Raw genomic sequence first — 23,224 nt, 5'->3', positions numbered from 1 at the left:
AAAGCAGGTTCCTACTGGCTATTCCAGTAAGAACCTGCTTGTACGCAAAACCAATGGTCGGGGCGCTGCCCGAGCACTCGCGGCTCCTACAGCATTACCCCGCCTGTTGCCTCGATGCGCTGGCCGTTGAGCCACCGGGCGGCATCGGTGCAAAGGAAAGCCACGATTCCGCCGATGTCGTCGGGCTCGGCCGTGCGGCCCAGGGCCGTTATCTGGGCTACCCAGGCGCGCATTTCGGGCGAATCTGGCATGGCTCCGCCGCCAAACACCGCGCCGGGCGCAACCACGTTGGCCGCAATGCCCCGGGGGCCCAGCTCTACGGCGAGGTAGCGGGTGAAGACTTCTACTGCCCCTTTCACACTGCCGTAGACGGAGAAGCCCGAATAAGAACTGCGCGCGGACACCGAGGAGATATTGATGATGCGGCCGCCGTCGTTCAGCAGGGGTAAAGCTTTCTGCGTGAGAAAGTACACGCCCTTGAGGTGAACGTTGAGCATCTCATCAAACTGCGCCTCCGTCGTTTCGGCGATGGGCGCGCTCAAGCTGGTGCCCGCATTGTTGATGAGAAAGTCGAACCGGTCGGTGCCGAAGGTATCGGCCAGGGCGGTGGTGACCTGCGCGAAAAAGGTCCCGAAGGTGCTCAGGTCAGCGGCATTGAGGCGGAGAGCCACGGCGCGGCGACCTAGGGCTTCAATGGCGGCTACCACGGTGGCGGCTTCGGCCTGCTGGCTATGGTAGGTGAGAATGACGTCGATGCCCTGCTGAGCGAGTTTCAGGGCCATATCCTTGCCCAGGCCGCGGCTGCCGCCAGTCACGAGGGCGATTTTGGAAGTACTCATACGGAGTGCGTTTGCAGTGTTAAATGAACACGACAAAAGTCCCCTAGGCCGCTTGCGGTGGTGTTGTAGCCGCCAATCGGCTTTTTGTAGAAATCAAACCAGCACGGCTTCCAGTGTGCGAAATGCGCCGGGGCTCACGGCAGCGTAGCGGCGGAAGAAGTGCGAGAAGTGCGCCACATCGACAAATCCTAGGCTGTCGGCAATTTCCCAGAGCGTCCAGTCCGTTTGGCGCAGCAGGGCCTTGGCCTCCTGCGCCAGCCGCCCGCCGATGAGGTCGGTGGTGGTGCGGCCGGTGCTGTCCTTGAGTACCTTGTTGAGGTGGTTGACGTGCACGGCTAGGTGGTCGGCAAAGTCCTTGGCAGTGCGCAGCGGCACGCGTTGCTGGGGAGTAGTGAGTGGAAACTGCCGCTCTAGCAACTCCGCAAAGCGCGATGTGAGCCGGGCCGCCGCCGAGTGGGCCGGGTGCAACGCAGTGGTGGTCTGCCGCTTCTGCCCTAGGTGCAGCAGTTCCAGCACGTAGGCTCGCAGCAGGTCGTACTTGTGGGCGTAGTCGGAGGCTAGCTCCTCCTGCATCTGACTGAAAATGAATGCCGTTCGCGCTGCTTCGGTCGGTGTTAGCTGAAACACGAGGTAGCCGTCGGCCCGAAACAGGGGAAGCTCGTCAGGGGTAAGGCCGCCGAGCACCGGCAGCAAAAACTCGGCGCTATACAGGCAGAAGTGCCCCTGCTGCACCTCTGCGGGCGACCACTGGAAGGATACCTTTGGCGTCGAAAATACCAAGGTGTCGGGCTCGATGTCAATGGTTTGGTTGGCATACTCGGCGCGGCTCCGACTACGCAACAAGCTGATTTTGTAGAAAGAGCGGCAAGGATAGGACATGCCCGGCCGCAGTTGGCTAGTCTCCCAGAAGTCGGCTAAATCAAATACGTTGAAGTGGCCGACCTCGCGCTGAATACCGCCGGGCAGCAGCTTGCTCAGGTCGAGGCTGGTGCAGGGAGCTAGCTCCTGGTAAAGGGTATTTAGCGTGGTAGTCGTCATGGCAGCAGGCTGCTTGTAAGATTCAAAGCCTACGGAACTCCCACCGGAGCAAAAAGTTTGCTGGCTCCCGAGCTCTGTGTGAGCACGATGCAGCCTATTGCACGCTCTCAGCTACTTGCAGTGGCGGGCTAGGTACCTCTACATTGGCCGTGCGCGGGAAAGCCAGGAAGTGCGAAACGTGCGGCGGCTCTGGCCCGCGATGGAACCGCCGCACCTCGGCTTCCACGGCCTGGTCGTCGCGCGTGAAGCGGCGGTGCTGGCGCAGGTGCTCGCCCCAGGTAGCCACGTAAAAGAACTCGGTGAGGCGCGTGGGGTCGGCCACGTCAGCAAAGACGCCGGCTCGCAGCGCCCCATCGCGCAGGCGTAGGCGGCGCAGCTGCTGGGCTGCCTCGCGGAAAGCGGGCCAGTCGGCGGGGGCCACGTTATAAGCTATCATTACTACCACGGGGCCATCTTCGGGGTCTACGCCTTCGCCTTCGGGAGCGCCCGGGGCGGGGTCGGTCCAGCTATCGGCCGGCGCTAGGTCGAGGCCCTCAGGCTGGTGAATAGAGAACGGAATGGCCAGCAACAGACTAGCCAGCATCCAGCCGGCTGCTACCAGCAGAGCCGTTTGCAGGCTGATGCGGTCGGCCAACTCGCCCCAGGCCACGCTGCCTAAGCTCATGCCCGCCTGAAACGTCAGCATATAAATACTCACTACCCGCGCCTGCACCCACTTGGGCACATGCAGCTGCACGGTGGTATTGAAGCTGGTCATCACAATCAGCCAGCAGGTGCCCGAAATGAACATGACCGGGAACAGCCAGTACTCGCTCGGTACCAGCGCCAAAGCCAAGTTGGTGCCCACAAAGCCGATGGAACCCAGCAGCACCCGCTGGTTCATGGTAAGCTGCTGGCCAGCGCGTCCCATGAGGAAAGCCCCCGTGATGGCGCCCGCGCCCAGCCACGACAGCATGACGCCGTAGGTGCCCGAGCTGAGGTGCAGCTGCCGTGCCACCACCACGCTCAGCAGCGCCCACATAGCGCTGGCCCCGAATGAAAACGCAAACGTGCGCACCAACACCCCATAAATAGCCGGCGAATACTGCACATAGCGCAACCCCGCCCGCAACGCACCCGTGAAGTTTTCGGCCGGGCCACTGCTAGGTTCGGCCTCACGCTGCCAGCGGTATACCACCAGCCACGTGCCGATGAAGGAGATGCCATTGAGCATGAACACGTAGCCTGGCGAGTAGTAGGCAATGATGAGCCCACCTAGGGCCGGCCCAATGGCGCGGGCAATGTTGTTGCTGACGCCATTGAGCGTGATGGCAAACGGCAGTACCGGGCGCGGCACCAGCTCGGTAGCCACGGCCTGCCATACCGGCCCATTTAGCGCCGCGCCCATACCTAGGAGAAATGTGAAGCCCAGCACCTCCAGTGCCGTAATGTGCCCCGTAAACGTGAAGGCCCCTAGGCTAAACGCCACCACCGCCATAAAGCCCTGCGTGGCCAGCAGTAGCTTGCGCCGGTCGATGAGGTCGCCGATGGCGCCGGCCGGCATGCTCAGCAAAAAGGCGGGCAGGCTAGTGGCCGTTTGCATAAGGGCCACCAGCAGCGCCGAGGTGGTGAGCGTAGTCACGAGCCACACGCCGGCCACATTCTGCATCCAGGTGCCCACGTTCGATACTACCGAGGCTATCCAAATAGCCCGAAACAGGGCGTAAGTAAAAGGCGTGAGAAAGGAGGGCTTGGCAGCAGCGGGAGCCGGGGACATGGGTAAGTGGTACTAGCAGATGATGGCAATGTCCTCGCTGCGCTGTGCTTGCAAAGACAAAGAGGTAGCTCACTTACGTACCGGCACTTCTTTGAGATAAAGCGGCATTGGCAAATAAATCTTGGCTGCGGGCTGCCCCGGCTGATGCACCACCAGCGCCCGGCAGTGGCTGGTGCTCGTTTTGCCATCTAACTCAAAGGCGATGCCTAGCTTCACATTGTCGTAGAGGTAGCGCGGGCCGGCCTTGAGCTGGTAGCTGGTGGCCAGCGGCAGCTTGCCATAGCACTCCTCAATCTGGCGCAGGGTCGAGCCATTGCGCAGCCCGTTGGCCAAGCGGAAGTAGGCGGACGTGGCCCGCACCACCTGCACCGATTTGTGAGTGTCTTGGCCCGGCACCATCGTGGTGTACACGTCGAGCTGGGCGGGTGGGTGGCCCGTGCCAAACCAAGTAGCCCAGCCCTTCTGCATGGCGGCGTCGCTGTAGGCGGCGGGCCCTAGGTTGGCCAGCGTGGCCGCATCGGCCCCCAGCTGGAGACTGCCCAAGCTCTGGCCCGGCACCACGAGCTGGGCCGGCGTGGGCGGGGCTGCAAGTGGCAATAAACTCAGCGGCAGTAGCAAACAAAGCAACATCGTTTTCTGGCTTGGTTGGGCTAGCGCTTACGCGGGCCGCGCAGCGCAGGTTGAAAGTGCCCATGTTCTTTAGGCTACCCTAGGAGGGTGAGCCCAAACTAAACAGTGCCAAATAATAAAAGCCCCTCAAGGAGGGGCTTTTAAAAGCAGAAAAGAGATGAGAAGAGCAAGTGAAATCTGCTGAGTCTGCTAACTAGCTCTTCTTGTTGGCGTTGAAGCGGACGCGCTGGTCCTGCACTACGGCACCGAGTTCGTTGGCCATCGTGTTATAGCGCGAAATGTCCAGCAACTTGAGGCGGGCCAACAGGCGGTCGGCTTCGTCAAAGTTGTTCAGCCATAGGTTGGCTTCGGCGTCATTGTATAGAGTTGCGGCGGTAACTTTTTCGTCGATGCGGGCCTTTTTGTCTTTAGGGTTCGATTCCGATAAAGCCTTGTTCCAAAGTGCAATAGCTTCGTTAATTTGCTTTTGGGCGTCGGCTATGCGGGCAGGGTCGCCTAGGCCTTTGTAGCCCATCAAAGCCTTCTCGTAAGCCTGGGGGTACTCGTCATAATTCACTTTCTTATCTGACACGACGATGATGGACGTGTTGCGCGTGATAACGCGCTGCCCTAGCTTGCTGTCTAGGTAGTCTGCCACCAGCTTCATGTTAGCTTTCATCGAGTTCTCGTCGAGCTGGCGTAGAAAAGCGTTTTGATTTGCAGCCCAGAACTTTGCTAGGCCGTCAGGGTTACCAAAAGCTTCTGTTTTGCCCACCGTGTAAGTGTTGGTTGCTTCGATGAGCTCATCGAGCAGCACCGCACCATCCTTGGTGCTCACCTTCACTGAGATAGGCGATTTGTACGATACTTCGTACAAGTGTTTTACGCCATCGCCCGTGCTAACGCCAGCGAGCTTTACTTGGGTGTTGCTTTTCACCTCGGCTGGCGCAATGGGGCCTAGGGTAAACCCATCCGTCGTTACCGTAATGCGCAGGTCGGCAGTAGGGCCAGCTGCCCGCTGAAAGCCGCTTACATTGACGTAGGTAGCAGCCAGGGTTTTAGCATCGTATACCTGTGCTGTATAGTCGGCAGTCGGAATCACGGCCGCTCCAGGCTTGCGCTCATCCAGCAGCAAGCGGTTGAGAGCTTTATCCTTAAGTGATAGCGCTTTATATTCTTGCTTGTCTTTCTCAGCTTTAATTTTAGCTTCTGCTACGGCCGACAAATGGTCGGCTTTCTGCTGCTTCACGGCTTCTTCGTAGCGTAGCACTACTTCGGCCTGGTACGAGTGGCTGCCGGCCGGAACCGGTATCATGGGCAGGCGCACATAGTCGAAGGTGACTTTTTGGGCATCAATGCTCTGGCCATAAGCAGTGACAGTTAGCAAGGAGGCCGCGCCCAATAGGGTAAACGGTAAACGCATAATTTAAGTAATGATAAAATTGAGGTTGCAATAAGCGACGCAAGTTATTCATAATTTGAATTATATATAAGTAATGGCTCTGGTAAATGCCTGCTAGCTAAGTACGGTTTTTAATTCCGTTATCTGGATATTATCCTATCGGATTAATAGGCGTAACCCTTTCTGGCATATTGGAGATTTTGGCTTGCTCAGTCTTCTGCCTAGAGGCGTTGCTTGCTGGTAATGAGGCGGTAGCAACTAGCTCAGCGCCGCCATAGGCGTTTGCGTCAGGTAAGCAGCCGTAATGGATGGAGCTACCAAAATGTCTTTGCTGCTATACAGCAAGCTGATTTACAGCAGAAAGCAGGATGGAAAAATGCTGTAGAAAACCACGTTTAAGTACTTTTTCATATGCCAACAATGCAATGAAAATAGCTAAAAATTAAGGGCCTAGGCAGTAGTGCTGCCCAGATTTGCCAGCCTAGGATGCGCTTACTCTACTACGAGGTCGTACTTAGCTAGCAGGCCCGGCAGCCCGGCCAGCGCAAAGCGCGCCCCGGTGAGGATGTTGGCTTCGGGGTCGAGGGCGTAGTTGGTAGCCGTCGTAAAATCGGCCCTCGCCAGCAGAGTATTATGAAAGCCCGCCCGCGTGAGGTCGCAGCCCGCGAAGGAAGCGCTGCTGAGGTCAGTATTGGTAAAATCGGCCTCATCGAGGGTGCACTGCGCGAAGCGGGTACCCGCCATGCGCTTGCCCCCGAAAGAGGCATAACGCAGCTGGCAGCCATCGAAGTGCACGCCGAATAGCATGTCCTGGCACGCACCAAAGTTTACACCTAGCAGCTTGCAGTCAGCAAAGGCTACGTTTTGCAGCGCTGTGCTGCCGAGCTTGGCCGTGGTCAGGTTGCAGCGCTCAAATAGGCAATCCTCGAAGCGCAGCCCACCTAGGTCGGCTTCGGCTAGCTCGCAGCTTATGAAATGGAACTGCTCGAACTCGCGACCTAGGGCAAGCAGGCGCCGTGCATCGAGGCCCGTAAGCACTTGGTCGGCCGGAAAAGAATCGGGCTTGCGGAGAGCAGTGGGCTTGCGGCGCGGTTTCATAGGCTAAAGCGTGAGAGAAAGCGTAAAACTACCCTGAAGCAGCCTCCTCTAGGTGTAGTAAATGGGCGGATGGCCCTGGCACTAGTACCTTGCAGTGGCGGTTATCTAGTTACTACTGCTATACTATGGCTTCGGCGCGCACTATCTACTTTAAAAATAACGCTGGCTGCCTCTGGGAGGAGCCAGAGGCATACATCCGCCTGGAATATTATGCAGGCGTGCGCAGCGAAACGCAGTTTCAGGCGCTGCTCACGCACGCCCAGCAAGCCATGAAGCGCCACGGCTGGAGCAAGATGCTTGTCAACCAGCAGGCTATGAGCGCCTTCACACCCACAGAAGAAACCTGGATGATAGACGAGTGGCTGCCCCGCGCCGTGCGCGAAGCTGGCTACCGCTACGGCGCCGTGGTGGTGGCCCACAACGTATTTGCACGCCTCGCCATGACGGGCATCGTCATGACCAGCCGTAAGCTTGGCCATCAGTACCGCAACTTCGAGCAGGAGTCCGAAGCTGTCGCCTGGCTGCTGGCGCAGGTATAATGGGTAGTGATTAGTGGTTAATTGTCAATTATTAATGCCAAGCTAAAAGACATTAACCACTACCCACTACCAATTAATCACTACCAACTACACCTGGCCAGCTAGCAAATCCTCAAAAGTTTGGCGGCGGCGGATGAGGCGCGGAGCTTCCTCCCCATCGAGCAGCACCTCGGCGGGGCGCAGGCGCGAGTTGAATGAACTGCTCATTTCGAAGCCATAAGCGCCAGCGTTGTGGAAGGCTAGGATATCGCCCTCGCGCACCTCGGGCAGCAGGCGGTCCCAGGCAAAGGTGTCGGTTTCGCAGATGTTGCCTACTACCGTGTACAAGCGTTCGGGGCCGTCGGGGTGCGAAAGGTTAGAGATGTAGTGATAAGCATCATACATCATGGGCCGGATAAGGTGGTTGAAGCCCGAATTGACGCCCGCAAACACGGTAGCCGTAGTGTGCTTCACGGTCGATACCTCGACCAGCAGGTAACCGGCTTCGCTTACCAGGTACTTACCGGGCTCAAACCAAGCTTCGAGCGGCCGGCCGTATTCTTTCTCAAACTCTTGGAAGGCTGCGGCTACCTGGTGGCCCAGGCCCGCTACATCGGTCTCGGGGTCGCCAGGCTTGTAAGGCACTTTGAAGCCCGAGCCTAGGTCCAAAAATTCGAGCTGTGGGAAGCGACGCGCGGCGTCGAACAAAATATCCAGCGCCCGCAGAAATACTTGTACGTCTTTGATTTCGGAGCCCGTGTGCATGTGCAGGCCGCGCACGTGCAAGCCAGTGCCTTTCACGACGCGCTCGAGGTGGCGCATCTGGTGAATACTGACGCCGAACTTGCTGTCGATGTGGCCGGTCGAAATCTTGTAGTTGCCGCCCGCCTCAATGTGCGGGTTTAGGCGCACGCACACGGGGTAAGAACCGCCAAACGTGGTGCCGAAGCGCTCGAGCAGCGACAGGTTATCGATGTTGAGGTTTACGCCTAGCTCCTTAGCCTCCACTAGCTCGCTAAAGGCAACGCTATTGGGGGTAAAGAGAATGTTTTCAGGCTGGAAGCCCACGTGCAAACCTAGCTTTACCTCGTTGATACTCACGCAGTCGAGGCCAGAGCCCTCGGCCAACAGCACCTTCAGCACGGCTACATTGGTGAGGGCTTTGCAGGCGTAGAAAAACCGCGTGGGGTGGCCGCTAAAAGCGGTCGTGAGCTTGTGGTACTGCGCCCGAATGGTATCGGCCTGGTACACGTAGAGCGGGGTGCCAAACTGCGCGGCGGCGGCCAGCAGGGCAGAAGCAGAAGATGCAGACATGAAACGCGAACGAAAAAGGCGGCCGGGCCGCGCTCTCAAAGGTACAACGCCCCGAAACTCGCCCCACTAGGTGCGAACTAGGCTTGCCCCAAAAGCTTGCCCCCGGCCCGCGCTGGTGCAACGCGGCCGGGGGCATAGGTGGTAGTTGTGACCTGGCTTTTATTTCTAATAGACAACCGTGATTGGCCCAGTAAAGGATTTGCCGTTGCCGAGCGTGATGAGGTAATAATAGGTGCCAACGGGGGTAGGCTGGCCGTTGATAGTGCCATTCCACTCGTTGCCACGACTATAGTTTGCGGCTTCGAAAATCTTGGCTCCCCAGCGATTATACACGATGACGCGGTTGTTAGCGTACTGGCTGATGTTGTCGATTTGCCAAGTGTCATCGTTGTTATCGCCGTTGGGCGAAAAGGCGTTTGGAATGCGCACGCGAGGCAGCACTGTCACCGTCACGGTGCTGCTGTTGCCGCAGTAGCCCGCGCCGGCCGCAAGGGTATAGGTAGTGGTAACCAGCGGCGCGGCCACAGGCCGCAACTGGTTGTTGGCCGCGAATGCCAGGCTTGCTGAAGGTGACCAACTGACGGGGTAGGTGCCGTCGGCTGTTCCTTCGAGTACCACCGTTTCGCCCTCCATAATGGTTTTATCGGGCCCAGCATTCACTTGCACAGGCGCCGTGACAACTACGCGCACGGCCGCCGAAGTGGCGGTGGCAGGCTGGCCGCAGGCATTGGTAGTGCGCAGCACCAACGTCACGGCCTGGCCATCGCGCAGGGTAGTAGTGGTAAAGCTGGGGTCGGTAGCACCGGCCACGCTTACGCCATCGACCTGCCATTGGTACTGTGAGCTAGGGCCAGCATTAGTGGCCTGGCCGAGGCTAAAGGTGAGGGGGGAGCCTATGCACACGGGCAGCGCGCTTTGCAGCAGCATGGTGACGGTTGGGGCCGGCACGGGCGTCAGGCTTACCTGCGCTGTAGCCGCCGCCCCACCAGTAGTGCACAGGCCAGGCGTTGGGGTCAGTTCTACCCGCACTAGGTCACCATTGGCCAGTGTGCTGCTGGTATAGGTGGGGCCGGTGGCCACGGCCGTACCATTCACAAACCACTGGTAAGTGGGAGCGGAGCCGGCGTTAGTAGGTGTGGGGGTAAAGGTCATGGCGGTGCCTGGGCACTGGGCCGGCAGCGCTGGCAAGGCTACGGCAGTCACTAGCAGCGGCTGGGTGGTCACCGTTAATACGTTAGAGTAAGCTGTACCGCAGGCGCCTGCAGTGGCGCGCCGCCGGAAGTACGTAGTAGCGGCCACTGGGCCGGGCGCGTAGGTGGGGCCAGCCGCGTTGGCTAGCGCCGTCCAGGTAAGGTTATCGGCCGATGATTCCCACTGATACGTGTAGGTGCCCGGTCCGCCCGTGGCGGCGGCGGTGTTTGTGAGCGGGGCTGGTACCGCACCCGCGCACACCGTTTGGTCGGCCCCAATGGTGCCCGGGGCCACGGCAGGCAACACTACTACCGCCACTGTGCCGCTAGCAGCGCAGCCTCCGGCGTTGGTGACGGTCAGGGTATAGGTCTGAGAGATGGCCGCGGCGGTGGTATTGGGTAGGGTCACGGTGGGATTAGCCACGGTACTACTGCTTAAGCCCGTGGCCGGGCTCCAGCTGTAGGTGAGGCCCGCCACGGGCGCTGCCCCGAGCTGCGCGCTGCCGCCAGGGCAAAGGGTAGTCGCCGCGCCCGCCACTGCTATTGGCGGCGGAACTACTGTCACTACTACTGTACTACTGGCTTGGCAACCGCTGGTGCTGGTGACGGTCAGAGTATAAGTCTGAGAGATAGCCGCGGCGGTGGTGTTGGGTAGGGTCACGGTGGGATTAGCCACGGTACTACTGCTTAGGCCCGTGGCCGGGCTCCAGCTGTAGGTGAGGCCCGCCACGGGCGCTGCCCCGAGCTGCGCGCTGCCGCCGGGGCAAAAGGTGACCGCCGCGCCCGCTACAGCCACCGGCAGCGGGTTCACAGTGATAGTTAGCTGCCCCACGGCGGGGCAGCCGCCCGATGTAGCTGTGCCCGCAATCGTGTAAGTTGTGGTTTGCGCAGGACTGAGCACGAATGGCCCCGCTCCGCTCACGGCCGTGGGCCCGCCGGTGATGGTGTAAGGGGCCGTACCCCCGCTCACCGTGAGCGTAGTGCTACCACCTAGGCAAATGTCTTGGGTGCCAGTAAGTGTCAGCGCCGGGGCGGGGCTCACCACCACGTTGCTAGTCACTAGACCTAGAGGGCAGCCAGCTTGCGACATGCCCTGCGCCGTAATGGTGCCCGCGCCAGCTGTGGGCCAGCGCACCGTTACGGGGTTGGCGGTGGCGCTGCCCACGATGGTACCGCCCGTCACGGTCCAGTTGATAGTGGAAGCGGTGCCACCGCTGGCGGTATAAGTCTGGGTAGTGTTCAGGCCACACACGGCTAGGTTACCTGCAATGGTGGTTGGCCCAGTGGGCTTCACTACCGTTATGCGCAGCACATCGCTCGCTATTTTGCCTGCGCAGCCCACGTCTTGTAGCACAAGCGTGACGTCGTAGGGTGTGGCGCGGGCCTGGTCGCAGGTAGGAGAAAACACAAACGTGCCCGCTACCGTGCCGCCGGTGGTGCCCGTGGCCGTATAGGCGCCTACGGGGCTGCCCGCATAGGTGAGGGCGCCGGCATTGTTGGCAAAGGTGGCATTATAGCCGCCGCTGCCATCGAGCAGGGTACTGGTAGCCGTGAGCGTTAGGGGGTGGGCGGCCGGCTGGGTGCCCGTTATTGGGATGCTTAGGGTGCTGCCGGCCTCTACGGTGTAGCTGCGGGGCATAACCGCTGCCGCCGGCAGCACGGGCGGGTCAACGGCCGGGCACAGGCCTACGAGTATTTGAATGTCGCGCCGAGTAGTGCCCAGCGATACCTCCACCCCGTTGATGGTTCGGTACTCTGTCACATCCACCGCAATGCCGTAGCGGTTGCCTACCAGGGGGCCGCCCACATACTTGGTAACACCAGTATTCTCGTTGATTTTGGCGTAGTACCCGGCGCCAGTACCCAGCGGGGTGTTGGCCGAGTAACCGCCCGAGGTGGTGTAAGGAACATACTCCCCGGGTGGCGTAAAGGTAGCATTGCTAGACAGGTAGTTATAGGGCTGGCCAAATGCGTACTCTAGGCGGTCGCCGTCGGCGTCCACCGCATTGTTTAGCACCACCGTGGTGTCGCTTGCGCAAATCAGACCTACGGCATTGCCAGTAAATATCGGTGAGCTATTAGGCAGGTTGGGAGGAGCCAGCGTTGAATAAAGCCCTAGCTGGTAGCCGCTGCTGGCGTTGCCGCCACCCGCCAGGTTGTTGATGTCTGCATTGCGGCCACCGCCTGGGGCAGTCACTACATAAAAGCCCGCGCTTGAAGCCGGTAGGCAAATGATGCCCACAAACTTTTGTAGCTGGTAGGGTTGCGAAGCGCCCGTGATAGTGCAGCCCGCTGGCACCGCAATAGTGGTGCAGCCACTGATAGTAGGCTGTACGAACTCTACGCCTAAGCCAGCCACCATGGCGTTGCTAGAACCTATGTTAGCCGCAGTTGGGATAACGCGAGCCCCAGTGGCCTTGTTATAGATGTACAAGTCAAGAAACGATGTTGTGACCGACCGATTGCAGGCCACGTATACCGAGGTCGTAATCTCGTAGCGATGCGGCGCAGCTGCCGGGCCAGTAGCCCCGAGGTACTTGTAGGTCATTTCGCCGCCCAGCAAGTGGCTGGCCAGCGCCGCCTGAGTTGTGCCCAGCAGCAGTAAAAGCACCAGCCACGGTAATAGCGTAATGCGGCGGAGTAGTGTTGCAATCATATGTAAGCGGTAAGGGACGGGAGACGGGCCGGTAGTGCGCTTGGGCTACGCGCGACTAGGCCTTGGCTGGTCGTTGGTAGCACCCCGCGTAGTAATAAAGGCTAAGAAGGTTCGCTCTAAAACGAACCCTGTATGCGTAGTAATAGCGCAGTAAAGCTAGGTCGCGGATACCGTGATATAAAGCGTTAAGACTATTAAATACATGAATAGTATTACTGCCTACCAGCCCATTATATAAGGAACCCAAGATGACTAGTGAGTCGGGTCGTTAGTGGTAAGCAGGCTACTACTAGCCATTTTACCGTAGAGGTTATTCAAAATGAGTTTAGGGGGCTTTGTGCCATAGCCTTCCGCTGCGAAAGACGGTGTATCTGTGGTCGAAACGACTATCTTGGCGAGCCGAAATAACGCCGCGCCTAGGGGCCCTTACCTTGCCAAATACTGCACTGTAGATAGAATTTTTCTGCTTCTTTTTATGCCTACTCCTAGTATGCCCGAAGTGTGGCTGCGTGGCCCATTACCTGCGGTGCCACCCCTGCTACAGCCAGTAGCCCACGCCCTGCTGCAAGCCCGCGAAGAAATAACCGAACTACTGGCCGACTTCCCAGCTGAGCGATTGGCTGAGCGGCCCCTAGGGCTGGCTTCGGTAGGTTTTCACTTGCGCCACCTAGTAGGCGTGCTCGACCGCACTTTTACTTATGCCCGCGGCGAGGCCCTCAGCGAGGGGCAGCTGGCCTACCTAGCTGCCGAAGGGCAGCCACCTACCCACCTAGGGGCCGTGCAAGAGCTAGTGCAGGCTTTTGCACAGCAGGTCGATACGGCGCTGGCGCAGCTGCGCGCCACGCCCGAGGCTATACTGCCTGAGTGGCGCGGGGTAGGCCGCGCCCAGCTGCCAAGCACCGTGATAGGGCTGCTGGTGCACGCCGCCGAGCACACCACTCGCCACGTGGGCCAACTGCTAGTCACGGCCCGGCTAGTAGCCAGCGCGGCCATTTAAAAGGGCTATAAGCGCATCCGTCCTCAAGCTTAGTACTACTTGCCGCCTGCTACGTATTAGGCTGTACCACTCTTCCCACCTACTTTATGAAAAACACTTTCCAAGGAATCGACCACGTCGGTTGGACGGTACCCGACCTAGAGGCTGCCACCCAGTTTCTGGAGCGAGCCTTTGGGGCGCAGGTCATCTACGACTCGCACCTCAAAAGCAGCCCACCCCAGGCCGGGGCCGGCGTCGAGCAGCAACTAGGGCTGCCGCCCGGTGGCCAGGTTATCCAGATTCGGCTGTTACGTTTGGCCAACGGGGCTTCTCTCGAACTGTTTGAGGTGGCCCGTGCGCAGCAGCAGTCGCCGGCCACTATTGTAGACCTTAGCTTTACGCATATAGGGCTATATGTCGAGGACATGGCCGCGGCCACCCAGCGCTTTGAGGCGGCAGGTGGGCGACTGCTATCAGCCCCTCACCCACTAAAAGGAGTAGAAGCGGGCCCCGGCAATGAGTTTGTATACGGGCACACGCCTTGGGGCGCCCTCATCGAGCTGCTGACGTACCCTGCCGGCGTGCACCTCCCCAACCCTCAGGTGCCACGCTGGACGCCAGCCGCCTAGGTCGTCGCTTTGGCTGGCAAATGCGGTAAGCTGGCGCGCGGGTGTTTTCTTTGGCCTGCGCATCTGCTTTCAACCCCCGACTTTGTATGGCCACTCGCCGGAAATTCCTGACCTCCTCAGCTGCCAGCTTGGCACTGCTCACTACCCAGCCTGGTGCCGCTGCCCCCCGGCTGCTGCCCCCCAATGTGCGCGGCAAGGCGCTGGCCATCTCTACCTGGAACGACGGCGTGGCTGCCAACCAAGGCGCCTGGGAAATCTTGAAAAAAGGTGGCCGCGCCCTCGATGCCGTAGAGGCCGGCGTGATGGTGACCGAGGCTTCGCAAAACTGCTGCGTGGGCCTAGGTGGCAATCCTGACCGCGACGGTATCGTGACGCTCGACGCCTGCATCATGGACCATCAGTTCAATTGTGGTAGTGTGGCTGCCCTCGAGCGCATCTTGCACCCCATCAGCGTGGCGCGGCGCATCATGGAAAAAACCCCCCACGTGATGCTCGTGGGGGAGGGCGCCCAGCAGTTTGCCGTGGCCCAAGGCTTCCCGCTGCAACCCCAGAAGCTTAGCCCCGACGCTGAGAAGGCTTACCGCGAGTGGCTGAAAACCAGCGAGTATAAGCCTATCGTAAACATCGAGAACACGGGTAATCAAAAAACCGGCCCCGTAGGTGGTCCCCAAAACCACGACACCATTGCCATGTTGGCGCTGGATGCGCAAGGCAACCTCAGCGGCAGCTGCACCACCAGCGGCATGGGCTTTAAGATGCGCGGCCGCGTGGGCGACTCGCCGCTTATTGGCTCGGGCTTGTATGTTGATAATGAAGTGGGTGCCGCCGCGGCTACCGGCCAGGGTGAAGACGTGATTCGCATGGCGGGGGCGCACACCGTAGTCGAATTTATGCGCCAAGGTATGTCGCCTGAAGCGGCGTGCCGGGCTGCTGTCGAGCGGGTAAACCGCATCAAAGGCGCCAAGGCTAAAGATATTCAAGTCTGTTTTATCGCCGTCAATAACCAAGGTGTAACAGGGGCTTTTGCCTTGCAAAACGGTTTTAGCTATGCGCTTTGCAATGCCGCCGATCAGCGCAAAGTGGTGCAAAGCGGGTACTTGTTAAAATAAGACAGGTAAAGCCAACAAAGCTTTTACTCAATCGCCAAGCAACTAAGCAAAAGAGCCCGGAGGTACTAAAGCCTATTTAAAGGTTTTAGCACTTCCGGACTCTTTTCCTAGTTTATGCGCAAAGCAGCAAAAACTAACCTAGGCTAGTTTCCAGCCCTGGCGGTAGTCGCGCTTTATGAATTGGTTTACCTCGTCGAGGTTTGTGATGCGCATTTGATTGTTGTCCCACAGCAGCTTACGGCCGCGGCCTGGGTAGTCAAAGCCGTTGCCCGACGCCTTAGGCTTCTGCAGGTCGTAGCCACGGATGGCGAGGTTAGCCATGAGAAGCGCCTCGGTGAGTGGGCCAGCGAGTTCGAAGGGCGAGCTCAGCTTCATTTTGCCAGCACCGGCGATGCTAGCTTCTACCCATTGGGCGTAGTGGCCGTTGGCTTGGCCAGGTACGCGGGCCAGGGTCTTAGGCACGTTCACTTCTTGGTTGCGAGAGAGGGGCAGCAGGCGCGGGTTTTCAGCGTAGGTGCTGGCCATCATTTTGCCCTTAGTGCCGATAAACAAGGTGCCATTGCCACCATCGCCAAACAACTCGTTCGGGCCTAGCTCGTCGGGGCGCTCGGGCTGAATGCCGCCGTCCATCCAGTGTACGGTAATGTCGCCCTTGGTTTTGTCGGTCTTTGGGAAGGTGAGCGTAACGTGGCTCGACGGAGGGCAGCTCTCGGGGAAATAGCCGCGCTTGAACTCATCAACGTATACGCTACCTACGCTGGCTTGCACCGAGTTAGCATACTTTAGGTCGAGAACTCGGAAAGGAGCTTCGAGCAGGTGGCAGCCCATGTCGCCGAGGGCGCCAGTGCCGTAGTCCCACCAGCCGCGCCAGTTGAAGGGGATGAGGTGGTCGACGTAGTCGCGCTGCGGCGCGCTGCCCAGCCACAGGTCCCAATCGAGTTCGGCAGGTACGGTAGCCTTGGTCTTAGGCCAAGCAATGCCCTGGGGCCATACGGGGCGGTCGGTCCAGCAATAGATGGTGTGCACGTCGCCGATAGTGCCAGCATCGTACCACTCCATTAGCTGCCGCACGCCATCGTTGGAAGAGCCCTGGTTGCCCATCTGGGTCACTACTTTGGGATAGCGCTTGGCTGCGTCGGTAAGGGCGCGCGCTTCAAAAATATCGTGGGTTAAAGGTTTTTGCACGTAGACGTGCTTACCAAGCTGCATGGCCGCCATAGTAGGCATGGCGTGGTTGTGGTCGGGCGTCGAAACTGACACGGCATCAAAATGCTTGTGCTCTTTTTCGAACATTTTCCGCCAGTCCTTATAGTACTTGGCTTGCGGAAACGCCTTGCGCGAATTGGCCGCCCGGCGGTCGTCTACGTCGCAGAGGTAAGCAATACGGGCTTTACCGCTCTTGGCAAACATGGCAATGTCGCTTTCGCCCTTGCCGCCAACGCCAACGCCAGCGATTAAAAGCTGGTCGCTAGGTGCAGTGTACCCCTTGCCGCCGAGCACAAAGCGCGGCACGATGATAATGCCGGCCGTCGCAGCCGCACCTTGTTTGAGGAAAGTCCGCCGAGACGGAGTTTCGGGAAGTTGGCTCATATGTAATGAGTTGAGTGGGAAAAGTTTGGTAAAAGGTACGCAATTATGCACATTATTTTCTCCACTTTCATCTAGTTACTTTACAAGTGTGGTAATTTAATAGCGTAGCACTAGGGTAGGGGAAGCATATGTATGTATACTAACTATCAATTAATTAAATAGTAGTATTTTAAAGAAAAATACGCAATAAAAAAAGGTTGCGTTAAGAAGCTGTTGTCAGTTTCTTAACGCAACCTTTTTCGATTAAGCCTGAAACGAGCATGGGAGATGCTCGATTAGGTTTGAAAGTGCAAAAGCCCTATTGCACTACCTAGCGGCGCGGCTTGGCGCGCTCGTACTGCACCGGCCAGTCCACATCGGCCCCTAGTTCGTGGGCGGCGCGCAAAGGGAAGTAGGGGTCGCGCAATTCCTCGCGGGCTAGTAGCACTAGGTCGGCTTGGCCGTTGGCAACTAGCTCTTCGGCCTGCTGCGGCGTGGTGATGAGGCCCACCGCGCCAGTAGCAATGCTCACTTCGCGCTTGATGCGCTCGGCAAACTCGACCTGATAGCCGGGCCCCACGGGTATCTGTGCCTTTTCCACGTTGCCGCCCGTTGAGCAGTCTACCAAGTCCACGCCGCGGTCGCGCAGCCAAGTGCTGAGCTGCACCGATTCGTCGGGTGTCCAGCCACCTTCGGTCCAGTCGGTGGCCGAGATGCGCACAAACAGCGGGAAATCAGCGGGTAGTACCTGGCGCACGGCGGCTACCACTTCGAGCAGCAGCCGTATGCGGTTCTCAAACGAACCGCCGTAGGTATCGGTGCGCTGGTTGGAGAGAGGCGACAAAAACTCGTGCAGCAAGTAGCCGTGCGCCGCATGAATCTCAATTACTTTAAAGCCAGCCGCTAGGGAGCGCTCGGTGGCGCTGCGGAAGTCAGCGATTACCTTCTTGATACCGGCCGCATCGAGCGCTACCGGCTGTGGGTAGCTATCGGAAAAGGCAATGGCGCTAGGCGCCACCACTTGCCAGCCGCCCTCAGCCTCGGGCACGGCCCCGTGGCCCTTGCCGAGCCAGCTGGTATAGGTGCTGGCTTTGCGGCCGGCGTGGGCTAGCTGTACGCCGGGCACGCTGCCGTGGGCTTCGATAAACTGATTGATGCGCTTCTGAAATTCAATGTGTTCATCTTTCCAGATGCCTAGGTCTTCGGGCGTGATGCGGCCCTCGGGCGACACGGCCGTGGCTTCTTGAATGAGCAGGCCGGCGCCGCCCACGGCGCGGCTACCTAGGTGCACCAGGTGCCAATCATTGGCAAAGCCATCGACGGCGCTGTACTGGCACATGGGCGATACTACGATGCGGTTTTTTAGGGTGAGGCCACGGAGGGCCAGGGGTTCGAAGAGAGCGGACATAAACTAGTGGCTAGCGAATGGTTAGTGCTGATAGATGCTAGCACTAACCAGATTTTTTCTGCGTGAATAGCTCTTAACAGCGAACGATAACCTAGGGTTGTCATGGCTGAGTTTGGCCTGCTGGACAGTAGTACTTAATTGGCGTTGGCACGTACAGGTAGGCTGCAACAGCTCTTTCCTCCCATTTTAGCTAGCTATGTTCCAAGAAACTTCCGCGGCCACTACTCTCGACCAAGTAGCCCTAACCCTAAGCGAGCCCACGGCCTGCGACACCTCGCGCCGCCAGTTTATCAATAATGCCGGGCGCGGCCTGCTGGCTGCCGGCATTGCCACGGCCCTGCCACTGGCCGCGGCCGAAGCTGCCGACCTAGGCAATGGTGCAGCGCCCGCGCCGCCTACCGGCCCGCTCGACATCAAGCTGCCCCCCCTCGAAGCGCCCACCGACCCCAAAGCTGGCCCCTTCCCCAACCCCGATGCACCCGACCAGCGCGTAGGTTTTGCCATCGTGGGCCTAGGTCACCTCACGCTCGCCGAAATTCTGCCTGCCTTTGGCCAGGCCAAGCACTGCAAGCCGGTGGCCCTAGTAAGCGGCGACGCGGATAAAATGGCTAAAGCCGCTAAGCAGTATGGTATTAAGCCGAGCAGCTGCTACTCGTACCAGAACTACGATAAGCTGAAGGACAACCCCGAGGTGCAAGTGATTTATATCGTGCTGCCCAACTCCATGCACCACGAGTACACCATCCGGGGCGCGAAAGCGGGCAAGCATATTCTTTGCGAAAAGCCGATGGCCAACTCGGTGAAAGAGTGCGAAGAAATGATAGCTGCTTGCGAAAAAGCCGGTAAAAAGCTCATGATTGCCTACCGCATTCAGTATGAGCCGCTGAACCGCGCCGCCCAAAAAATGGTGCGCGACAAGACCTATGGTAAAACCAAGCTCATCCAAATGATGAACTGCCAAAACCAAGCCCACGACCAGCAGTGGCGCCACAAAAAGGCGCTGGCCGGTGGCGGCTCGTTGCCCGACGTAGGCCTGTATTGCCTCAACACCACGCGCTTCCTGCTAGGGGAGGAGCCCACCGAGGTGAGCGCCCAAATCTACAGCACACCCGGCGACGACCGTTTTAAGGAAATCGAGGAGAACGTGAGCTTTACGCTGCGTTTCCCGAGCGGCGTAATAGCGCAGTGCATGACGGGCTACGGCTCGTTTAATAACAAGAGCTACGCCGTGCACGCCGAGACGGGCACCATCAAAATGGACCCTGCTTTTCCCTACAAAGGCCTCAAGCAGGAGCTGGTGCACGCCCCCAACGGCAAGCAAATGATAGAGCAACCTAGCAACCCCGACAAGCAGCAGTTTGCCCTTGAAATGGACCACATGGCCGAGTGCGTACGCGACAATAAAAAGCCCTACACGCCCGGCGAAGAAGGCTTGCAAGACCAGCGCATCATGGAGGCCATTTACCAATCGGCTAAGGAAAACAAACCCGTGAAACTGACTACTGGTGTAGGCAAGACAGATGCTTTCCGTGGCACGCCGCCCACAGAAGAGCAGGCTTAATAAAGCCACCTAGGGTAAGTAAAAGCACGCTTGTCATGCTGAGCTTGCGAAGCATCTTATCACGTCTAGATTATCATTCTGACGTGATAAGATGCTTCGCAAGCTCGGCATGACAAGCGTTTTTCATGACAAGCGTTCTTGATACTAGTTCAACTCTCAAATCGGCCACAAATAGGCTGACCGGCTACTTTTGCCGCCCATTCTTTTCATTCATGCACTTCACCTTTCTACGCGCTGGCTTGGCTTTGGCCGCGCTGACTTTGGCCACGTCGCTGGCCGTAGCAAACCCACCCACTGGCCCCATCAAAGTAACGGTGAGCCGGACCGCCAGCGGCTATGAGCTGCTACGCGATGGCAAGTCCTACTTCATAAAAGGAGCGGGCGGTAGCCAATACCCCGAGCGGATTGCGGCTTACGGCGGCAACTCCATTCGCACCTGGGGCACCGCCGAAGCTCCTAAGGTGCTGGCTGCCGCCAACAAGCACAACCTGACCGTGATGCTGGGCCTCGATGTGGCTCGTGAGCGCCACGGCTTCGACTACAACGATGCCTCTTCGGTAGCCGACCAGCTCGAAAAGATTAAGGCTGAAGTGCTGAAGTACAAGGACGACCCCGCTGTGTTGGTGTGGGGCATCGGCAATGAGCTGAATCTAGACTATACCAATCCCAAGGTGTGGGACGCGGTGAACAACATCGCTAAGATGATTCATAAGCTCGACCCCAACCACCCGACCTCCACGGTGCTGGCGGGCGTGAGCAAGCGCGAGGTGGCGTACATCATGGCCCGTTGCCCAGCCGTGGACATTCTAAGCATCAACACTTACGCAGGCTTGGCTACGCTGCCTAAGCAGGTACGCGAAGCTGGTTGGCAAGGCCCATATATCGTGGCTGAGTGGGGACCCACCGGCCACTGGGAAGGCCCCCAGACACCTTGGAAGGCTTCGGTGGAGGAAACCAGCAGCCAGAAAGCCGCCGTGTACCAAAGTCGCTACGAGGCCTCGGTGCTCAAGGACCGGGCGCACTGCCTAGGTTCCTACGTTTTCTTGTGGGGCCAGAAACAAGAGCGCACGCCTACTTGGTATGGCCTATTTACCGAGAAAGGCGAGGAAACCGAAGTGATGGATGTGCTGCAATACGAGTGGAGTGGCCACTGGCCTCAGAACCGCGCCCCGCATATCAACTCGCTATTGGTTAATGGTAAAGCCGCTACCGACGGCGTGACCTTAAAGCCTGGTCAGCCTTATTCCGCCGCAGCCGTTGTCACCGACCCCAACCGCGACCCGCTCACCTACCAGTGGGAACTGCTACCCGAGAGCACCGACCTCAAGCAGGGCGGCGACCGCGAAAGCCGCCCAGTGCCCATGGCCGGCAGCTTGCCCATAGGCGCGAAGGGCCAAACTACCCTCACGACACCTACCCAGCCGGGTGCCTATCGCCTCTTCGTGTATGCCCACGATGGGCACGGCAACGTGGCTACGGGCAACGTACCCTTCTTGGTGCAGCCGTAACTAGGGTGCCATTTCGCGGTTATTACTAGACTATGCGCACTGTCATTCAAAAGCACCGGGCCGTAAATGCGCCCATCGCCGACCTCACGACCTACCGGGCCATCCCCACGCAGTCCGTTGAGTATATCGACCCGTTTCTGTTCCTGAACCACCACGGGCCGCAGGTGTACCGGGCCAACAACCGCGGCCTGCCCTTTGGCCCGCACCCGCACCGCGGCTTCGAAACGGTTACGTTTATCCTGGAGGGCGACATTCTGCATAAGGACAGCAGCGGCCACGAAAGCGTCATCAAAGCCGCTGGTATTCAGTGGATGACGGCTGGTTCAGGCCTCATCCACGCCGAAGTATCGTCCAATGAATTCAAGAGAACGGGCGGCCCGCTCGAAATTTTGCAGCTTTGGGTCAACCTGCCGGCCAAGTACAAAATGACTGAGCCACGCTACCTAGGCCTACAGGAGAACGAGATACCGACAGTTGCGCTCGCCGACGGCGTCACGGCGCACGCCGTGTCGGGTACCTGGGGCGGCACCGCTGGCGCCGTGCAGCCGCTGGCCGATGTGGCCCTGGCTTGGCTTGATATGGCCGAAGGTGCCACTGCTACGCTGCCAATTGCAGCCAGCCACAGCATTTTTTTCTACGTGGTGCGCGGCAGCGTGCGCGTCAACGGTACTGAGGCCTTCGCCCGGGAACTGGTCGAATTCAACCACGATGGCGACGAGTTGGCCTTAGAAGCGTTGACAGACAGCGTATTGCTCCTAGGTCATGCCGAACCCTTTGGCGAGCCCGTAGTGTCGGGTGGGCCTTTTGTGATGAACACCGAGGCCGAAATCGAACAGGCCTACGCTGACTATCAGCAGGGAAAATTTGGCCGTTGGAACGGCTAAAACCTTGTGAAAAAAGAGGTGGCGAAATTTGTCAGTTTAAAATTCTTGCCTACCTTGCCGCCCAATTCGACCGATATCATGTTCAGCAACCGCTATTTTTTTGGCTTCTTTTATTTTACGCCGCCCGCGTAGAACGAGTCGCCATGTAGCTAAGCCACAAAAAATTAGCAGCGCCACTCGTTCTTCGGGTGGCGCTTTTTTTATGTTTTTTCAGCGAATAGGTTTTCAGCCATCGCTTTTACTTTCTCTACTACCATGCCACAGCACGTTGCCATTCAGGGGTTCAAAGGGAGTTTCCACGAAGTAGCCGCCCGCCAGTATTTCGGCGCGGCGCCCGCCCTGAACTTCTGCGCCACCTTCGGTGAGGTAGTAGCCCAAGTGGCCGATGGCCGCGCCGATGCCGCCGTGATGGCCATGGAAAACTCGGTGGCTGGCAGCATCTTAGCTAATTATCTGCTACTAGAACGGGCCGACCTCACCATTACAGGCGAGGTATATCTGCCCATCCATCAGCACCTTTTGGTGCTGCCTGGCACCACGCTCGCCGACGTGCAGGCCGTGCACTCGCACCCCATGGCTTTGCGCCAGTGTGGCGACTACCTAGGGCAATACCCCGCGTGGCAACTTGTCGAAACCGAGGATACCGGCCTCAGCGCCCAACGCCTGGCCGAAAGCCGCACGCCCGGCCTAGCCGTGATAGCTGGCGGCCAAGCTGCCGAAGCTTTCGGGCTGGAAATCCTGGCGCCCGCCATCAACGACGACCCTAATAACTACACCCGCTTCTTGGTGCTAGAGCGCGCTGCCGAGGCCACGCCCGTGGCGCAGCCCGACAAAGCATCGCTTTATTTCTACACCTCGCACGCGCCGGGCATGTTGGCCAAGGTGCTCACGCTGGTAGCGAGCCACGGTTTGAACCTGAGTAAGTTGCAGTCGTGCCCGCGCCCCAGCCAGCCCTGGCACTATGGCTTCCACGCCGATGTAGAGTTCTCCACTGCCGCCCAGCTAGAAGCACTGTTGGCTGAGCTACCCACCGTGACAGAAGAGCTGCGTGTGCTAGGCGCCTACCAGCGTGGCAGCATGGAGTTTGGGCAGGAAGTGGAGCCAGAAAGTCAGGTCATCAAAACCGAAGAGAATAATTCATTATCACTCGCAGTATAAGA

General features: G+C 58.8%; 18 protein-coding genes. 8 read left to right on the top strand and 10 right to left on the bottom strand.

Annotation, left to right across the window (positions count from 1 at the left end):
• Window positions 1-86: 86 nt before the first annotated feature.
• From FNT36_RS23310 to FNT36_RS23285, 6 genes are all read right to left on the bottom strand, one after another.
• The gene (locus FNT36_RS23310) at window positions 87-839 is read right to left on the bottom strand and encodes an SDR family oxidoreductase (RefSeq protein WP_144852802.1); all 753 of its coding nucleotides are present in this window, start codon (window positions 837-839) and stop codon (window positions 87-89) included.
• 93 nt (window positions 840-932) lie between these two features.
• Window positions 933-1,877: a helix-turn-helix domain-containing protein gene (locus FNT36_RS23305; RefSeq protein ID WP_144852800.1), complete on the bottom strand. Its 945-nt coding sequence runs from the start codon at window positions 1,875-1,877 to the stop codon at window positions 933-935.
• 94 nt (window positions 1,878-1,971) lie between these two features.
• Window positions 1,972-3,633, bottom strand: coding sequence for an MFS transporter (locus FNT36_RS23300; protein WP_144852798.1), 1,662 nt, complete (start codon window positions 3,631-3,633; stop codon window positions 1,972-1,974).
• 69 nt (window positions 3,634-3,702) lie between these two features.
• Window positions 3,703-4,263, bottom strand: a complete 561-nt coding sequence (locus FNT36_RS23295) for a hypothetical protein (protein ID WP_144852796.1) — start codon at window positions 4,261-4,263, stop codon at window positions 3,703-3,705.
• Between the two features lie 193 nt (window positions 4,264-4,456).
• Window positions 4,457-5,665: a hypothetical protein gene (locus tag FNT36_RS23290; RefSeq protein ID WP_144852794.1), complete on the bottom strand. Its 1,209-nt coding sequence runs from the start codon at window positions 5,663-5,665 to the stop codon at window positions 4,457-4,459.
• A 471-nt stretch (window positions 5,666-6,136) separates the two neighbouring features.
• On the bottom strand, window positions 6,137-6,742 hold the full coding sequence (locus FNT36_RS23285; protein ID WP_144852792.1) for a pentapeptide repeat-containing protein: 606 nt from the start codon (window positions 6,740-6,742) through the stop codon (window positions 6,137-6,139).
• 125 nt (window positions 6,743-6,867) lie between these two features.
• Here FNT36_RS23285 and FNT36_RS23280 point away from each other — a divergent pair, with 125 nt between their 5' ends.
• Window positions 6,868-7,281, top strand: coding sequence for a hypothetical protein (locus FNT36_RS23280; RefSeq protein WP_144852790.1), 414 nt, complete (start codon window positions 6,868-6,870; stop codon window positions 7,279-7,281).
• Between the two features lie 87 nt (window positions 7,282-7,368).
• Here FNT36_RS23280 and lysA read toward each other — a convergent pair whose 3' ends face one another.
• Both lysA and FNT36_RS23270 read right to left on the bottom strand, forming a co-directional pair.
• Complete coding sequence (gene lysA, locus FNT36_RS23275) at window positions 7,369-8,574, bottom strand: diaminopimelate decarboxylase (RefSeq protein ID WP_144852788.1); 1,206 nt, start codon at window positions 8,572-8,574, stop codon at window positions 7,369-7,371.
• 165 nt (window positions 8,575-8,739) lie between these two features.
• Entirely contained in the window at window positions 8,740-12,420 is a 3,681-nt protein-coding gene (locus FNT36_RS23270) for a gliding motility-associated C-terminal domain-containing protein (protein ID WP_144852786.1), read from the bottom strand.
• Between the two features lie 475 nt (window positions 12,421-12,895).
• Here FNT36_RS23270 and FNT36_RS23265 point away from each other — a divergent pair, with 475 nt between their 5' ends.
• From FNT36_RS23265 to FNT36_RS23255, 3 genes are all read left to right on the top strand, one after another.
• Window positions 12,896-13,417, top strand: coding sequence for a DinB family protein (locus FNT36_RS23265; RefSeq protein ID WP_144852783.1), 522 nt, complete (start codon window positions 12,896-12,898; stop codon window positions 13,415-13,417).
• Between the two features lie 86 nt (window positions 13,418-13,503).
• Window positions 13,504-14,025, top strand: coding sequence for a VOC family protein (locus FNT36_RS23260; protein WP_144852781.1), 522 nt, complete (start codon window positions 13,504-13,506; stop codon window positions 14,023-14,025).
• A gap of 86 nt (window positions 14,026-14,111) precedes the next feature.
• Window positions 14,112-15,134: a N(4)-(beta-N-acetylglucosaminyl)-L-asparaginase gene (locus FNT36_RS23255; RefSeq protein ID WP_144852779.1), complete on the top strand. Its 1,023-nt coding sequence runs from the start codon at window positions 14,112-14,114 to the stop codon at window positions 15,132-15,134.
• 138 nt (window positions 15,135-15,272) lie between these two features.
• Here FNT36_RS23255 and FNT36_RS23250 read toward each other — a convergent pair whose 3' ends face one another.
• Entirely contained in the window at window positions 15,273-16,724 is a 1,452-nt protein-coding gene (locus tag FNT36_RS23250) for a Gfo/Idh/MocA family protein (RefSeq protein WP_144852777.1), read from the bottom strand.
• Window positions 16,725-17,034: 310 nt separating this feature from the next.
• Window positions 17,035-18,111: an NADH:flavin oxidoreductase/NADH oxidase gene (locus FNT36_RS23245; RefSeq protein ID WP_144852775.1), complete on the bottom strand. Its 1,077-nt coding sequence runs from the start codon at window positions 18,109-18,111 to the stop codon at window positions 17,035-17,037.
• 196 nt (window positions 18,112-18,307) lie between these two features.
• On the opposite strand from FNT36_RS23245, the gene FNT36_RS23240 reads away from it, so the two are divergent.
• The 4 genes from FNT36_RS23240 to FNT36_RS23225 all read left to right on the top strand — a co-directional run bounded on the left by FNT36_RS23240 (window position 18,308) and on the right by FNT36_RS23225 (window position 23,222).
• Window positions 18,308-19,672, top strand: coding sequence for a Gfo/Idh/MocA family protein (locus FNT36_RS23240; RefSeq protein ID WP_144852773.1), 1,365 nt, complete (start codon window positions 18,308-18,310; stop codon window positions 19,670-19,672).
• A gap of 212 nt (window positions 19,673-19,884) precedes the next feature.
• Window positions 19,885-21,180, top strand: coding sequence for a glycoside hydrolase family 2 TIM barrel-domain containing protein (locus FNT36_RS23235; protein WP_144852771.1), 1,296 nt, complete (start codon window positions 19,885-19,887; stop codon window positions 21,178-21,180).
• A 32-nt stretch (window positions 21,181-21,212) separates the two neighbouring features.
• A complete protein-coding gene (locus tag FNT36_RS23230; protein WP_144852769.1) occupies window positions 21,213-22,064 on the top strand; it encodes a pirin family protein in 852 nt (283 codons plus the stop codon).
• Window positions 22,065-22,319: 255 nt separating this feature from the next.
• A complete protein-coding gene (locus FNT36_RS23225) occupies window positions 22,320-23,222 on the top strand; it encodes a prephenate dehydratase (RefSeq protein ID WP_144852767.1) in 903 nt (300 codons plus the stop codon).
• The last annotated feature ends 2 nt before the right edge of the window (window positions 23,223-23,224 follow it).

The organism is Hymenobacter setariae, from assembly GCF_007713685.1.
Taxonomy (GTDB): Bacteria; Bacteroidota; Bacteroidia; order Cytophagales; family Hymenobacteraceae; genus Hymenobacter; species Hymenobacter setariae.
This window is presented reverse-complemented; position numbering and strand designations above follow the sequence as displayed.

Excerpts from the sequence above, each read along its gene's own strand:
- FNT36_RS23235 (WP_144852771.1), top strand. The coding sequence starts at position 19,885 with ATGCACTTCACCTTTCTACGCGCTGGCTTGGCTTTGGCCGCGCTGACT.
- FNT36_RS23270 (WP_144852786.1), bottom strand. The coding sequence starts at position 12,420 with ATGATTGCAACACTACTCCGCCGCATTACGCTATTACCGTGGCTGGTG.
- FNT36_RS23250 (WP_144852777.1), bottom strand. The coding sequence starts at position 16,724 with ATGAGCCAACTTCCCGAAACTCCGTCTCGGCGGACTTTCCTCAAACAA.
- FNT36_RS23255 (WP_144852779.1), top strand. The coding sequence starts at position 14,112 with ATGGCCACTCGCCGGAAATTCCTGACCTCCTCAGCTGCCAGCTTGGCA.
- FNT36_RS23290 (WP_144852794.1), bottom strand. The coding sequence starts at position 5,665 with ATGCGTTTACCGTTTACCCTATTGGGCGCGGCCTCCTTGCTAACTGTC.
- FNT36_RS23245 (WP_144852775.1), bottom strand. The coding sequence starts at position 18,111 with ATGTCCGCTCTCTTCGAACCCCTGGCCCTCCGTGGCCTCACCCTAAAA.
- FNT36_RS23295 (WP_144852796.1), bottom strand. The coding sequence starts at position 4,263 with ATGTTGCTTTGTTTGCTACTGCCGCTGAGTTTATTGCCACTTGCAGCC.
- FNT36_RS23240 (WP_144852773.1), top strand. The coding sequence starts at position 18,308 with ATGTTCCAAGAAACTTCCGCGGCCACTACTCTCGACCAAGTAGCCCTA.
- FNT36_RS23265 (WP_144852783.1), top strand. The coding sequence starts at position 12,896 with ATGCCTACTCCTAGTATGCCCGAAGTGTGGCTGCGTGGCCCATTACCT.
- FNT36_RS23280 (WP_144852790.1), top strand. The coding sequence starts at position 6,868 with ATGGCTTCGGCGCGCACTATCTACTTTAAAAATAACGCTGGCTGCCTC.
- FNT36_RS23305 (WP_144852800.1), bottom strand. The coding sequence starts at position 1,877 with ATGACGACTACCACGCTAAATACCCTTTACCAGGAGCTAGCTCCCTGC.
- FNT36_RS23310 (WP_144852802.1), bottom strand. The coding sequence starts at position 839 with ATGAGTACTTCCAAAATCGCCCTCGTGACTGGCGGCAGCCGCGGCCTG.
- FNT36_RS23225 (WP_144852767.1), top strand. The coding sequence starts at position 22,320 with ATGCCACAGCACGTTGCCATTCAGGGGTTCAAAGGGAGTTTCCACGAA.
- FNT36_RS23230 (WP_144852769.1), top strand. The coding sequence starts at position 21,213 with ATGCGCACTGTCATTCAAAAGCACCGGGCCGTAAATGCGCCCATCGCC.
- lysA (WP_144852788.1), bottom strand. The coding sequence starts at position 8,574 with ATGTCTGCATCTTCTGCTTCTGCCCTGCTGGCCGCCGCCGCGCAGTTT.
- FNT36_RS23300 (WP_144852798.1), bottom strand. The coding sequence starts at position 3,633 with ATGTCCCCGGCTCCCGCTGCTGCCAAGCCCTCCTTTCTCACGCCTTTT.
- FNT36_RS23285 (WP_144852792.1), bottom strand. The coding sequence starts at position 6,742 with ATGAAACCGCGCCGCAAGCCCACTGCTCTCCGCAAGCCCGATTCTTTT.
- FNT36_RS23260 (WP_144852781.1), top strand. The coding sequence starts at position 13,504 with ATGAAAAACACTTTCCAAGGAATCGACCACGTCGGTTGGACGGTACCC.